The following is a 13306-nucleotide window of genomic DNA, read 5'->3' as shown; positions in this document are numbered from 1 at the left end:
CTCAACCCTCTGACCTCTCTCATGGCAACGAAATTCCCTTCGTTCAGCCAGGGTCTGGCCCAGGACCCGACCACCCGCCGCATCTGGTACGGCATCGCCACGGCTCACGATTTCGAGAGCCACGACGGCATGACCGAGGAGAAGCTTTACCAAAAGCTGTTCTCCACCCATTTCGGACATTTGGCCATCATTGGCCTGTGGGTGTCGGGAAACCTGTTCCACATCGCCTGGCAAGGAAACTTCGAGCAGTGGGTTGCTGACCCTCTGCACATTCGTCCCATCGCTCACGCGATCTGGGACCCTCACTTCGGTCAAGGCGCTATTGACGCCTTCACCCAAGCGGGCGCTTCTTCACCGGTGAACATTGCGTATTCCGGCCTGTACCACTGGTGGTACACGATCGGCATGCGCACCAACGCCGAGCTGTATCAGGGCTCCATCTTCATGATGATCCTGTCGGCTTGGGCCTTGTTCGCCGGCTGGCTGCACCTGCAGCCCAAGTTCCGTCCCTCCCTGGCTTGGTTTAAGAACGCTGAATCGCGTCTGAACCACCACCTGGCTGTGCTGTTCGGTTTCAGCTCCATCGCTTGGACCGGTCACCTTGTTCACGTCGCCATTCCTGAGGCACGTGGCCAGCACGTCGGCTGGGACAACTTCCTGACGACCCTGCCCCACCCGGCAGGTTTGGCTCCCTTCTTCACTGGTAACTGGGGCGTTTATGCCCAGAACCCCGACAGCCTCAGCCAGGCTTTCGGCAGTGCAGATGGCGCGGGCACCGCGATCCTCACCTTCCTCGGTGGTTTCCACCCCCAGAGCGAAGCCCTGTGGCTGACCGACATTGCCCACCACCACCTGGCCATCGGTTGCATCTTTGTGATCGCCGGCCACATGTACCGGACCAACTTCGGTATTGGTCACTCCATTCGCGAGATCCTCGACACCCACAACCCCCCCAGCAACACCCCTGGTGATCTGGGCAGTGGTCACAAGGGTCTGTACGACACCATCAACAACTCGCTGCACTTCCAGCTGGGTCTGGCTCTCGCCTCTCTGGGCGTGGTCACCAGCCTGGTGGCACAGCACATGTATTCGATGCCGTCGTACGCCTTCATCGCGAAGGACTACACCACCCAGGCCGCCCTCTACACCCACCACCAGTACATCGCCATCGCTCTGATGTGCGGTGCCTTCGCCCACGGTGCGATCTTCTTCATCCGTGACTACGACCCCGAAGCCAACAAGGACAACGTCCTGGCTCGGATGCTCGAGCACAAAGAAGCGATCATCAGCCACCTGAGCTGGGTGTCACTGTTCCTCGGTTTCCACACCTTGGGCCTCTACGTCCACAACGATGTGGTCGTTGCCTTCGGTACTCCCGAGAAGCAAATCCTGGTTGAGCCTGTGTTCGCCCAGTTCGTGCAGGCCGCCTCTGGTAAGGCCATGTACGGCATGGACGTGCTGCTCTCCAACCCGGCGAGCTCCGCCAGCCTGGCTTCCGCCAACATCGCTGGTGAGCACTACTGGCTGGATGCCATTAACGGCAACACCGATCTGTTCCTGCCGATCGGCCCTGGTGACTTCCTGGTTCACCACGCCATCGCTCTGGGTCTGCACACCACCACCTTGATCCTGGTCAAAGGTGCTCTGGATGCCCGTGGCTCCAAGCTGATGCCCGACAAGAAGGACTTTGGTTACTCCTTCCCCTGCGACGGCCCCGGCCGTGGCGGTACCTGCGACATCTCTGCCTGGGACGCCTTCTATCTGGCTGTCTTCTGGGCCCTGAATACCGTGGGCTGGCTCACCTTCTACTGGCACTGGAAGCACCTCGCCATCTGGCAGGGCAACGTGGCTCAGTTCAACGAATCCAGCACCTATCTGATGGGCTGGTTCCGTGACTACCTGTGGCTGAACAGCTCTCAGCTGATCAACGGCTACAACCCGATGGGTACCAACAACCTCGCTGTTTGGGCGTGGATGTTCCTCTTCGGTCACCTGGTGTGGGCCACCGGTTTCATGTTCCTCATCTCCTGGCGTGGTTACTGGCAGGAGCTGATTGAAACCATCGTTTGGGCTCACCAGCGCAGCCCCATCGCCAACATGATGGGTTGGCGCGATAAGCCGGTGGCTCTGTCCATCGTTCAGGCCCGCGTGGTTGGTCTGGCTCACTTCTCAGTGGGTTATGTCCTTACCTACGCCGCCTTCTTGATCGCTTCGACTTCCGGCAAGTTCGGTTGATCCAACGATCAATGGGTTGATTTCACTTCGACGTTCCACTGACCCCCGCCTCGGCGGGGGTTTTTTTATGGCGGCGGGATCACTGGATTGGGCCCATGAAGAAAGCCCCCAATTGGGGGCTGGATTCGATGGTTTGCGGCAGGGCGCTAGCTGCCGGCAAGGCACTCCAAATCGCTGCTGTGCTCGGCAAGGAGATTGGCAGCCAGTTCGCTGGTCAGCATGTCGGCGGCAGCTTGAGGGCTGAGGCCTTGGCCAATGAGGCGGCGATGCAACACCGCCGCTGCGGCCCGCAGGGTCGACTCTTCAAACTTCAGAGTGGGTGGTATTTCGGTGAGGGCTTTCATGCCGGCAGACCGATGGGATATCGCCTCAGAATCCTGACTAGACAAACCGGCATGCAATCCGCTCTTAACCAAGTTTTTGTGTCCGCTTCTGTTCCCAGGTTTTGACGATCTCGTAAACCACAGGCAAGACCAACAGGCTCAAGGCTGTTGAGGCCAGTAGGCCACTGAAAGCCACGGTGCCGATGCTGATGCTGCGGGCCGCTCCAGCACCGCTTGCCAGCACCAGAGGTAGAAAGCCAGCCAGCGACGAGACCCCGGTGAGCAAGATCGGGCGCAGCCGCAGACTGGCGGCTTCTCGGATCGCAGCCGATACGGCAATGCCGCGTTTGACGCGCTGGTTGGCAAATTCCACGATCAAGATGCCGTTCTTCGCCGCCAGGCTGATCAACACCAAAATCCCGACCTGGCCATAGACATCGAGAAACAAACCACGCGCCGCTAGCCCCAGCACGACACCAAGTAAGGCCAACGGCACCGTGATCAAGATGATCACAGGATCAATGGCGCTTTCGTAGAGGGCAGCCAGCAGCAGATAGACCACCAGCAGCCCCAAGCCAAACAGTTTCCAGGTGCCGCCGCCTGCCCGCTGCTCTTCGAGGCTCAGGCCTGTGAATTGCAGCTCGGTGGTGGGAGTGTTGCGTTGCTGTTGCACCCGCTCGAGGGTGGCCATGGCTTGGCCGCTGCTGATGCCCCGTTTGGGCTTGGCACGGATGCTGATGGCGCGGCTGAGTTCGCTGTGATTGATGCTGGTTGGTCCGGTGGTCGGCTCTAGCCGCACCAAGTTGCTCAGGGGAATCAGCCTGCCGTCGCGATTGCGCACCAGCAGGCGCAACACATCGCCTGGGCTGCTGCGATCACTCCCTTGCAGTTGAACGATCACGCGCCGGACGCGGGCATCGCTGAAGGTGTCGTTGACGTAGGTGCTGCCAAAGCTGTCGCCAATCACGGCCACCACCTCCTCCAAACTGACGCCAACGGCGGCGAGCTGTTGGCGATCAGGAATCACCTCCAGCGAGGGGGCATTGGCACTAAAGCGGGTGCCGACCCGTTCAAACCGTCCGCTGGCCTTGGCCGCAGCGATGAAGTCATCGGCTTCATCCCCAAACTGTTGCAGGCTCAAGCGCCCGCCACTGACATCGAGCAGATTCAGGCTGATGCCTCCTTCTGAGCCAAAGCCGCGCACCGGTTGCGGTTGGCTCAAGATCACGCGGCCATCACCGGCCATGGCCCGCTGCAGGGCTGGATTCAACCGTTCCACCACCTCGCTGGTGCTTGTGGATCGCTGCTGCAGCGGCTTGAGCCTGAGAAAAAAGATGCCTTTGTTGGGGGCGCTATCGCCAAAGGAACGGCCCGCATAAAAGTTGCCGTAGCGAACCAAGGGTTCGGTGGCGACCGCCTGCTGCACCCGTTGCATGGCGCTTTGTGTGCGCTCCAGTGAGGCCCCTTCCGGCAGCACCACAACACCACGGATCTGGCCGCCATCCTCTTGGGGCACAAAGCCGGTGGGCAGTGCTCGCAGCCCGATGGCGGTGATGAGTAGTCCTGCCCCCAGCAGGCTCAACACCAGCCGCCGCCGCCTCAGGGCTCGCTCCAGCAGTCGTTGGTAGGGCTGTTGCAGGGCGTCGAGCCATTGCGAGCTTCTCGCTAGCCCTCGCCGCAGCCGTTCCACTTGCTTCGGTGCGGGCCGAAACGATTTGCCGAGCAATACCGCTGAGGCCACCGGTGTGAAGCTCAAGGCATTGATGGTGGAGAACAGGATCGTGCTGCTGATCACCACGGCCAGGGGTTGATAGAGCCTCCCCAATGAGCCAGGCATCACCAAGACCGGCAGGAACACCACGATCAGCACCAGAGAGGTGGCGATCACCGCCCCACTGAGCTCATCCATGGCCTCGCGGGCGGCTCGGAAGGGTTTGGCCCCTCCACTGATCCGCCGGCCGATGTCTTCGCTGACGACGATGGCGTCATCCACCACCACCCCGGTGGCCAGCACCAGGCCAAACAAGGTGAAAGCATTGAGGGTGCCGCCGCTGAGCTTCAGCAATGTGAAGCTCCCCACCAGGGCCACGGGGATGGCGACCGCTGTGATCAGTGCCAGGCGCCAGTTGCCGAGTCCCAGCAGCAGCACGGCAAACACCAGCAGCACGGCATCACGCAGGGCGGCAATCGCCTGATTGATGCTCTCTTGCACATTGCTGGCGTAATCAACAATCGTCTCCACCTCCAGTCCTGGTGGGAAGTCGAGACTGGCTTGATTCAGCAGCTCTTCCACTGAGCGGCTCACTGCCAAGGCATTGCTGCCATCGCGCTGAAAGATCCCCACTGCGACGGCAGCTTGGCCATCGAGATTGCGAGCAATCGAGCCGTACCGCTCTTCGCCAAGGCGCACCGTGCCGAGATCCTGCAGTCGCACGCTGTTGCCGCCGCCCAACGGTTTGACGATCAGGTTCTCGAGTTCTTGTTGGTTGCGTAGCCGCCCTTCCATCCGTAAGGGAAGGGTGTATTGCTGGCCTTCGGGCGCTGGGCTATCACCCACCTGGCCGAGGGCTGCCAGCACGTTCTCCCTCCGTAGGGCGGTTTTGACATCCTCAATCGTGAGTTCAAAGCGGCTGAGCTTGGTGGCATCCAGCCACAGCCGGTAGGCCAAATCGCTGCTGCCAAACAGCACCACATCGCCAACGCCATTGATCCGCAGCAGCGGTTCGCGCACCTGCCGGTCCACCCAGCTGCTGATGAAGGCACGCGTGTAAGTGTTGCTGCTGTCGCTGAAGCTCAGCACCATCAACAGATCGCTGCTGCTGCGCCTCACCCGCAGACCCTGACGGCTCACCGGTTGCGGCAATTGCCGGCTGATTAACGACGCCTCGTTCTGGACATTGATTTGATCCAGCTCACCCTGGTTGCCGCGAAAGCTGAGCTGCACGCTGGCGCCGTTGGCACTGCTGCTGGAGGTGATGGTCTCCAGCCGCTCCAGGCTGTTGAGCTGCCGCTCCATCAAGTTGGTCACACCTTGCTCAACCACTTCGGCGCTGGCGCCGGGGTAGTTGGCACTCACGCTCACCCGACTGGGAGCGATCGGCGGCAAATTTTCGACGTCGAGGCTGGCCAAGCTCAGCAAGCCCGCCAACAAAATCAGCAAGCTGACCACCAGCGTCAGCAGCGGTCGTTTGAGAAACGGATCGCTTACCGACATCGAGCGCTGTTCTGGCCCCTGGTGTGAGGGATCTTGCCATTAAAAAAGCCCCCGCCGAGGCAGGGGCTTGGGATGTCAGAGAAAGCAGTTGGCTTCAGCCAACGCTCCAAACGCCACCGGCAAGATTCAGCAGGGTGTTGACGTGCAGGGTGCCGCAGAGGAACCAAGCAAAGACAGCGCCGCCGCAACCACCAAGCCAGAAGCCGCTGGTGAAGTCAGCCCAGCCGGTGCGGGTGAACAGATCAGCGGGAGGATTGTCGATGGTCACATCCGCCATGGGGATGTGGGGCTGCTTGCCGGGCTGGTTGTAGAGCAGGAACAGCAGCGTGAGGATGTGCACCGCTCCGATTGCAGCCAGCAGGCCAGCGGTTGCTGAGAACTCGCTGTTGCGCAGGGGGCCGCAGATGGTGAAGGGGCCGTAGAGCAGGTAGCCGAAGGCGGCACCGGTCTCAAGACCACGGAAGTTCGGTGAGATGCCAGCCCGATAGAAGGGCAGGTTGTTGATCAGGGCTTTGATGAAGTAGCCGCTGTTCACCGGTGTGGCGAGGTTGCCAACGCAGGGGTCGGCGGCGGGAGTCACAGTCATGAGTGGAAAGGAATGTTCAGTTGGCGGTCAAAGGCCAGGGGCCGTCACTCGCTGGCGGTGATTTGGCTTCCAACCAGAACGATGAACACCGCAGGGAAAACGATTCCGACGATGGGCACGAAAACCGCGGGCAACCAGGCGGCGGCAAATTCTCCAGTCATGGCGGTGCCAAAAGGTCCGCCAGTACTGTAGGTAGCGCTGATCGGACCCTCAGATCTGAGGCCCATCGGTGACATAAAAATTCAATCCAGCTGGCTTCATGGGCGCCCCGATCGCAGCCTTTCTCACCCTGGTTTTGTCGCTTTTTCTCTTGCGGCGACTGGTGTTTCGCCCCGTGGTGCCAGGGATGGACGCCAATTTGCTTGATGGGGCAGCGATTGCAGCTTTGAACCGCGATCGCAAGCAGACGTTGGAGCAGCGCCGCAGCTCAGAGGCCGCCATGGCGCTGGTGGCGTTGCCCAGCACACCGCAACAGGCCAGAGAGCACCTCAAATGGCTCGAGCAACTCAGCCGTGGCTCCGCGGCTGAACGCCTGCAGGCCATGGAAGAAGCTCAGCGCTGGGGAGATCGCCGTTGTTTGCCGCTGCTGCGCCGCGGTCAGCGCGATGCCACCGTTGCTGTCGCTCGCCAAGCAGCTTGCGCTTTGGAAGCGTTTCGGGGTGAACCTCTCGGTGGTTATCGCAATGCAGCAACCGCGGGCTCAGGCAAGGCTTCGCTACCTCGCAACGTGGCGCGGATGCGGTAGATCGGCCGCCCTTGGCTTTCGTGATAGGTGCGCATCATCACTTCAGCCAGCAGTCCGAAGCAGAACAGTTGAACCCCGGTGAGCAGCAGCAGCACGCAGAGGGTGAGGAGCGGCCGTGTGCCGATATCAGCGCCCAGCAGCTTTTGAACCACCAACACGCTGCCCATCAGGCCGCCAGCCACGAGGGCCATCAGGCCCCAGAAGCCAAACACGTGCATGGGACGGGTCAGGAAGCGCTTCATGAACCACACGGTGAGCAGATCCATCAGCACCCGGAAGGTGCGGTCGATGCCGTATTTGCTTTCGCCAAACTGGCGCGCTTTGTGGTTCACCTTCACTTCACTGATGCGGGCGCCCTCGATGTAGGCCAGTGCTGGCAGGAAGCGATGCAGCTCTCCGTAGAGGTTCATGTCGGTCACCAACTCGCGGCGGTAGGCCTTGAGTGAGCAGCCGTAGTCGTGCAGCCGCACACCGGTGACCCGGGCAATCAACTTGTTGGCCAGCTTCGATGGCAGCAAACGGCTGATGGCCGCGTCTTGGCGCTGGTGGCGCCAGCCACTCACCAGGTCGTAGCCCTGGCGCAGCTTCTCCACGATCATGGGGATGTCCGCTGGATCGTTCTGCAGATCCCCATCAAGGGTGACGATCTCATCGCCGCGGCAGGCATCAAAACCAGCGGCCATGGCGGCGGTTTGGCCGTAGTTTCGGCGCAGCAATACAGCCACCAGTTCGGGTGTGGTGCGGCTTAGCTCTTGCAGTAATTCAGCGGTGCGGTCGCTAGAGCCGTCATCCACCAAGACCAATTCAAAGGGTTCCCCCAAAGGCCTCAGGCTGCCGAGCAGCTGAGCCACGAGCATCGAGAGGCTCTCCTCTTCGTTGTAGAGGGGGATCACCACAGAAAGGGTCACGGCCGTCTGGACTCAGGGAAGGTGGCTGCCATCGTGGCAGCGCTGCACTCTGCCAGCACCCCGCAATTCCATGCGGTAGTGGGTGGCCACTGGGCTTTTGTCCCAGCTGTGCAACGTGTCAATGGCGATGCGGTTATGGCCATGCTCTTGGCCGGAGCTGTGCAAATAGCGGCCACCGCCGAGATAGAGGCCCACATGGGTGCAGCGTTGGGGCCGGCCAAAAAAGACCAGATCGGCCGGACGCAGCAGTTGCTGTTGATCAGCGCTGATCGCCACCTTCTGGCAGAACCGTTCCTGCTGATAAGCATCTCGGGGAATCCAGATTCCTTCGCTGGCAAAGGCCCGTTGCATCAGGCCTGAGCAGTCGTAATTGGGGCCGAGGCTGCCTCCCCACAGGTAAGTGTTGTCTTGCTCAGCAGCGCTTTGGCAGAAGCGCAACACCGCCGGTAAGCGTTGTTGGATGAGCTCAGCGCTCAGCAAGCGCGGCTGATAGGGGCGGCAACGCCAGGCATGACCCAGCAAGTCCTGCGGTTCAACCCACGCCCTGTAGCCATCTTCAGCCAGTTCAACCTGCCGGCGTCCATAGCGGGCGGGTTGATCCAGCAGCTGCAGCTCGCGCCCGGCCCAGGCTTGGGTGGCCAGACCCGAACCCAGGGGGCTGCTGTAGAGATCGAGCCCATGGCTCAAGCGCCAGTGGCTGAGGGGGTGCAACAACTCCAGGGCCGCTGGGGTTGCTTCGTTTAGCTCGTTTAGGGTCGCCACGCTTGTTGGCCTGCTTGATGGCGTTCTACCGCCCCGACTCGGACCTGACCCAGGCCCTTCATGCGGTGCTTGACGACTTAAAGGCCACGCGGCCCGGCTTGGAGGAGCAGCTGAGCATCACCTGGCTGCTGTACGACTCCTCCCCCATCGATCTGGCCGCAGGCCTGGAGTCCAAAGATGTGTGGTCGCTGCCGATTCGCGGCGCTGCGCACCGCAGTGATCAGCAGCGCTACCCCGCCAGTGTGGTGAAACTGGCCTATGCCATGGCCATTGAGCAGTGGCTGTCGAGGGATTTGTTGCTGGAGAGCCCTGAGTTGCGGCGAGCCATGCAGGACATGATTGGCGACTCGAGCAATGACGCCACCTCCCTGGTGATGGACCTGCTGAGCGGCACCACCAGTGGCCCTGAGTTGCCGCCGGATCCTTTTTCTAGTTGGGCGCGACAGCGCCAGTTGGTGAATCAGTGGTTTGCCTCCCTCGGCTGGCCTGAATGGGAGGGCTCGAACGCCTGCCAAAAAACCTGGGGCGAAGGCCCCTATGGCCGCGAGCGGCAGTTTTATGGCGCTGACTTGGAGAACCGCAACCGGCTCAGCACCGACATCACGGCGCGCATGCTGCATGCAGTGCTGACAGGTGCTTGGGTGTCGCCCCTGGCGTCAGCTCGCCTGCGGGATCTGTTGAGCCGCAGCCTTGATCTGGAGGAGCGAAAGGCGGATCCTGAAAATCAGGTGGATGGCTTTTTAGGTGGAGGCTTGCCCGTGGAGAGTCGCCTCTGGAGCAAGGCCGGCTGGATGAGCCAGGCCCGCCACGATGCGGCTTATATCGAAACCCCAGGCTGCAGGCCCTTTTTGGTGGTGGCTTTCAGTGAAGGGCCCGAGCGGGCTGCCGATGAATCGTTGCTTCCTGATTTGACCCAGCGACTGATTCAGGCTTCAGCGCTCTCGTAGGACTGCTGCAACAACGAGCGGAACAGCTGATCTTTTTTCCAGATCAAAAACTCCTGTTCGGTGGGATCTCCCCCGCGCCAGTGCTCCAGGGCATCGCAGGTGGTTTTGTATTCCAGCCGCAAGGCGTGGATGTCGTACGAAAACGTGGCGACGATGTCGTCCATGGCGACTTGGGCGATCTAGCCGCAATTGTTGCGGTCTGTCACAGCCTCTTGACGTGTCATTGGTAACCGACTCGGCGGCCTGTTAGCAGCCGGACACCAAGAGCCTCAAAGGTTGGAACGGAGAGGGAGGGATTCGAACCCTCGACAGAAGTTGCCTCCTGTAACTCCTTAGCAGGGAGCCGCTTTCAACCGCTCAGCCACCTCTCCAGCGGTCGGCCAAGCCTATCAGTGCTCCGGTCGGCGGGGCAGGCGGGGCAGGCGGTGTTTGAAGCTGCAGAGCACCTCCCATGGAATGCTCTGGCAGACATCGCTCCAGGCCTGCGGGCCAATGGTTTCACTGCCGCTGCTGCCCAGCAGCGTCACCGAATCGCCAATGTCCAACTCCGGCAGATCCGTGGCGTCGATCACGATTTGGTCCATGGTGATGGCTCCGACTTGAGGCAGGCGGAGCCCCTCGGCTAGCACCTCCATCTGCCCGGAGAGGCGGCGGCTGACGCCATCGGCATAGCCAATGCCGAGCACGGCCAGTCGGCTCGGTCGTGTGGTGTGGAACTGATGGCCGTAACTCACCCCAGCGCCGGCGGGCACATCGCGAAGCAGGGTGACCTTGGCGTGCACGCTCATGGCGGGCCGCAGCGGCAGTTGTTTTAGGTGCGCAGCTGGCGTGTGGCCATAGAGCGACAACCCCACCCGCACCATGTCGTAGTGCAGCTCAGGGCTGCTGAGGGTGCCGGCGCTGTTGGCCAGATGCCGCAGGCCAGGTTGCAGTTCCAGTTCATGGAAGCGGCGCAGGACTGCTTCAAAACGCTCCTGCTGGGTGGCGTTGAGCAAGCCGTCGGGATTATCAGCATCGGCGAGATGGGAATACACCCCGGCGATGCTTAAGCCATCGAGCTGTTGCAGCTCCTCCAGCAGTTTGGGGCCCTGTTGCCAGTCGATGCCCAGCCGGGCCATGCCGGTGTCGAGCTTGAGGTGGGCCAGCAATGGCTTGCCCCCGGCAACGCCCACATTGCTACCGATCAACCCCTGCCTGAGGCTGCTGATCGTGGGGCTGAGTTGCCAGTGCAGGCAGCAGCGGAATTCTTCGGGCTGCTGCAGGTTCCCCAGCACCAGGATCGGGGCCTCGATTCCGGCTTGCCGAAGTTCGATGCCTTCAGCGAGGGTGGCCACCCCAAAGCTGCTGGCACCGCCATCGAGCGCAGCTTCAGCAACGGTCACGGCGCCATGGCCATAGCCATCGGCCTTGACCACAGCCATCAAGGCGCAACCGGGACTCAGCGAGCCCTTCAGCTGTGCTGTGTTGTGGCGAATGGCGTCGCGATCAATCTCCAGCCAAGCCCGCTGCTGTGGTTGCACCGACGGGATCATCTCCCGCGTCAGCCCTGGCAGGGACTCATGCTGCATCAGAGACGACGTCGGGGCACTTGTTGACCCAGATAGCATGCCTGCAATACGGGAAGCTGGCATGGGCCACGTCCTCGTTCTCAATGCGTCTTACGAGCCGCTCAATATCACCAGTTGGCGGCGTGCCGTCGTCATGGTGTTGAAGGGAAAAGCGGAAGGCCTTGAGCACGAAGAACGCAATCTCCGTCAAGACTTTCTAGCTCCCTCCGTGATCCGGTTGCGGCAGTTTGTTCGCATTCCATTCAAGGAATTGCCGCTCACCCGCCGCAACGTGTTCCAGCGCGATCACCACACCTGCCAATACTGCGGCTACCGCGGCGACAAACTCTCGCTTGACCATGTGATTCCCCGCAGTCGTGGTGGCCAAGACACCTGGGAGAACGTGACTACGGCTTGCATTCGCTGCAATGTCCGCAAGGGCAATCGCACCCCGAAAGAAGCGGACATGCCCTTGAACTCGGTGCCAAGACGCCCGGTGAGCACCTTGTATTTCGAAGCCACCCGCCAGATTCGCAGCGGCCGGGAAGAGTGGCGCAAATACGTGATTGGCGCCTAGCTCTCGCTGGCTGCGAGCTCTTCCAGTTTTCGTTGCTGATCAGCGTGGGTGCAGGCCTCGATTAGATCGCTGAGTTGGCCGTTGAGCACGGTTTCCAATGGGAAGTTTTTGCCCAGGCGGTGATCGGTGGTGCGGTTGTCTTTGTAGTTGTAGGTGCGAATTTTTTCGCTGCGATCACCGCTGCCCACTTGGGCGCGGCGCGCCGAGCTCTCGGCTGCTGCCGCTTCTTCTTCCTCTTTGGCCAGCAGCTTGGCCCGCAGAATCTCCATGGCACGCTCGCGGTTTTGCAGCTGGGAGCGTTCCTGGGTGCAGAACACCCGAATCCCGGTGGGCTTGTGCAGCAGATCGACGGCTGTTTCCACCTTGTTGACGTTTTGCCCGCCAGCACCGCCAGAGCGGGCCGTGCTGATGTCGAGATCCTTGGGATCGATTTGCACATCAACCGGATCGGCTTCTGGCATCACCGCCACCGTGGCTGTTGAGGTGTGAACACGACCCTGTGATTCCGTGGCGGGTACCCGCTGCACCCGATGCACACCGGCTTCGTATTTGAGTTGGCTGAACACCGCATCCCCGCGGATCGCCAGGATTAATTCCTTGAAGCCACCGAGCTCGGCTTCTGAAGCGCTGACGGGATTCACTTGCCAGCCGCAGGTTTGGGCGTGGCGTTCATACATGCGGGCGAGATCGCCAGCCCACAGGCAGGCTTCATCACCGCCGGCTCCGGCGCGAATTTCCAGCATCACGCTGCGCTCATCGCGGGGGTCGCTGGGCAGCAGAGCCACTTTCAGGCGTTGGTTGAGCTGCTCCTGCTCTGAGCTCAGTTGCTGCAGCTCCTCTTGGGCCAACGCCTCCAGTTCCGCGTCGCCCTTGCTCTCTTTGAGCAATTGCTGGGCCTGCTGATGCTCGGCGTGGAGTTGTTGCAGCCGTTGGTAATCGAGCACCAGGGGCTCAAGCCTCGAGCGCTCTTTGGCCAGGGTCAGCAGTTGTTCAGGGTCAGCCGCCACGCTGGGGTCAGCCAGCTGACGCTCGAGGGCGTTGAAGGTGCGGCAGGTGGCTTCTAGCCGCTCGGTGACAAAGGACTGATCCACAGATTCAGCGGGTTGAGCAGCGCCGATAGAAAAGCCGGATGCCCCGTTGGGAGCACCCGGCCATCTCAGACGTCATTGCAGCTGCGTAGTTCAGCTGTCGGCTTCGGCGTCGGATTTCTTGGCGGCCTTCTTGGGCGCGGGTGCATCGGCGTCGGGATTGGCACTGCCCATGCCGTACTTGCGCATGAAGCGGTCCACGCGGCCCTCGGTGTCGAGGATCTTCTGGGTACCCGTGAAGAAGGGGTGGTTGCCGCTCCACACATCGACGTGCAGCTCGGGGGTAGTGGAGCCAGTGGTCATGACCACTTCTCCATTGCAGATCACCTTGGCGTCGGGATACCAGGTGGGGTGAATGTCGGGCTTGGCCATGA

14 protein-coding genes and 1 tRNA gene are annotated in these 13306 nt (G+C 61.3%); 4 read left to right on the top strand and 11 right to left on the bottom strand.

Going from position 1 to position 13306, the window contains the following annotated elements; translation table 11 throughout:
* The first annotated feature begins 21 nt into the window (after nucleotides 1–21).
* The gene (gene psaB / locus SynMINOS11_RS10840; RefSeq protein WP_011936571.1) at nucleotides 22–2235 is read left to right on the top strand and encodes a photosystem I core protein PsaB; all 2214 of its coding nucleotides are present in this window, start codon (nucleotides 22–24) and stop codon (nucleotides 2233–2235) included.
* Nucleotides 2236–2381: 146 nt separating this feature from the next.
* Here the strand turns inward: psaB and SynMINOS11_RS10835 are convergent, their stop codons facing one another.
* The 4 genes from SynMINOS11_RS10835 to SynMINOS11_RS10820 all read right to left on the bottom strand — a co-directional run bounded on the left by SynMINOS11_RS10835 (nucleotide 2382) and on the right by SynMINOS11_RS10820 (nucleotide 6519).
* Nucleotides 2382–2579 (bottom strand): hypothetical protein, encoded by a 198-nt coding sequence (locus SynMINOS11_RS10835; protein ID WP_043737369.1) that lies wholly within the window; start codon nucleotides 2577–2579, stop codon nucleotides 2382–2384.
* Between the two features lie 64 nt (nucleotides 2580–2643).
* Entirely contained in the window at nucleotides 2644–5772 is a 3129-nt protein-coding gene (locus tag SynMINOS11_RS10830; RefSeq protein ID WP_186548470.1) for an efflux RND transporter permease subunit, read from the bottom strand.
* 94 nt (nucleotides 5773–5866) lie between these two features.
* Nucleotides 5867–6358, bottom strand: coding sequence for a photosystem I reaction center protein subunit XI (locus SynMINOS11_RS10825; protein WP_011936568.1), 492 nt, complete (start codon nucleotides 6356–6358; stop codon nucleotides 5867–5869).
* 44 nt (nucleotides 6359–6402) lie between these two features.
* Nucleotides 6403–6519, bottom strand: coding sequence for a photosystem I reaction center subunit VIII (locus SynMINOS11_RS10820; protein WP_011936567.1), 117 nt, complete (start codon nucleotides 6517–6519; stop codon nucleotides 6403–6405).
* 98 nt (nucleotides 6520–6617) lie between these two features.
* Between SynMINOS11_RS10820 and SynMINOS11_RS10815 the strand changes: the two genes are divergently transcribed.
* Nucleotides 6618–7103 (top strand): hypothetical protein, encoded by a 486-nt coding sequence (locus tag SynMINOS11_RS10815; protein ID WP_186548468.1) that lies wholly within the window; start codon nucleotides 6618–6620, stop codon nucleotides 7101–7103.
* Here the strand turns inward: SynMINOS11_RS10815 and SynMINOS11_RS10810 are convergent.
* Both SynMINOS11_RS10810 and SynMINOS11_RS10805 read right to left on the bottom strand, forming a co-directional pair.
* Entirely contained in the window at nucleotides 7034–8011 is a 978-nt protein-coding gene (locus tag SynMINOS11_RS10810; RefSeq protein ID WP_011936565.1) for a glycosyltransferase family 2 protein, read from the bottom strand. The two genes, SynMINOS11_RS10815 and SynMINOS11_RS10810, sit on opposite strands and share 70 nt — an antisense overlap.
* A gap of 12 nt (nucleotides 8012–8023) precedes the next feature.
* On the bottom strand, nucleotides 8024–8773 hold the full coding sequence (locus tag SynMINOS11_RS10805) for a C40 family peptidase (RefSeq protein ID WP_186548466.1): 750 nt from the start codon (nucleotides 8771–8773) through the stop codon (nucleotides 8024–8026).
* A gap of 17 nt (nucleotides 8774–8790) precedes the next feature.
* Between SynMINOS11_RS10805 and SynMINOS11_RS10800 the strand changes: the two genes are divergently transcribed.
* Entirely contained in the window at nucleotides 8791–9720 is a 930-nt protein-coding gene (locus SynMINOS11_RS10800; RefSeq protein WP_043738349.1) for a serine hydrolase, read from the top strand.
* On the opposite strand, the gene SynMINOS11_RS10795 is transcribed toward SynMINOS11_RS10800, so the two are convergent.
* The 3 genes from SynMINOS11_RS10795 to alr form a co-directional block, all read right to left on the bottom strand.
* Nucleotides 9699–9884 carry a hypothetical protein gene (locus tag SynMINOS11_RS10795; protein WP_011936562.1) on the bottom strand — a complete coding sequence of 62 codons (186 nt, stop codon included), beginning with the start codon at nucleotides 9882–9884 and terminating at the stop codon, nucleotides 9699–9701. The two genes, SynMINOS11_RS10800 and SynMINOS11_RS10795, sit on opposite strands and share 22 nt — an antisense overlap.
* 118 nt (nucleotides 9885–10002) lie before the next feature.
* A tRNA-Ser gene (locus SynMINOS11_RS10790) sits at nucleotides 10003–10091 on the bottom strand.
* An 18-nt stretch (nucleotides 10092–10109) separates the two neighbouring features.
* Nucleotides 10110–11288 (bottom strand): alanine racemase, encoded by a 1179-nt coding sequence (alr, locus tag SynMINOS11_RS10785; protein WP_186548464.1) that lies wholly within the window; start codon nucleotides 11286–11288, stop codon nucleotides 10110–10112.
* 61 nt (nucleotides 11289–11349) lie between these two features.
* Between alr and SynMINOS11_RS10780 the strand changes: the two genes are divergently transcribed.
* Nucleotides 11350–11844: an HNH endonuclease gene (locus SynMINOS11_RS10780; protein WP_043737363.1), complete on the top strand. Its 495-nt coding sequence runs from the start codon at nucleotides 11350–11352 to the stop codon at nucleotides 11842–11844.
* On the opposite strand, the gene prfA is transcribed toward SynMINOS11_RS10780, so the two are convergent.
* Both prfA and rpmE read right to left on the bottom strand, forming a co-directional pair.
* Nucleotides 11841–12935 (bottom strand): peptide chain release factor 1, encoded by a 1095-nt coding sequence (prfA, locus tag SynMINOS11_RS10775; protein ID WP_186548462.1) that lies wholly within the window; start codon nucleotides 12933–12935, stop codon nucleotides 11841–11843. The two genes, SynMINOS11_RS10780 and prfA, sit on opposite strands and share 4 nt — an antisense overlap.
* Before the next feature lie 90 nt (nucleotides 12936–13025).
* Complete coding sequence (rpmE, locus tag SynMINOS11_RS10770; RefSeq protein ID WP_186548460.1) at nucleotides 13026–13304, bottom strand: 50S ribosomal protein L31; 279 nt, start codon at nucleotides 13302–13304, stop codon at nucleotides 13026–13028.
* Nucleotides 13305–13306 lie beyond the last annotated feature (2 nt).

Origin of the sequence: Synechococcus sp. Minos11 (genome assembly GCF_014279855.1) — a bacterium.
Lineage (GTDB): Bacteria > Cyanobacteriota > Cyanobacteriia > PCC-6307 > Cyanobiaceae > RCC307.
The sequence above is the reverse complement of the archived record's forward strand: the minus strand, read 5'-3'. Positions and strand labels throughout refer to the sequence as shown.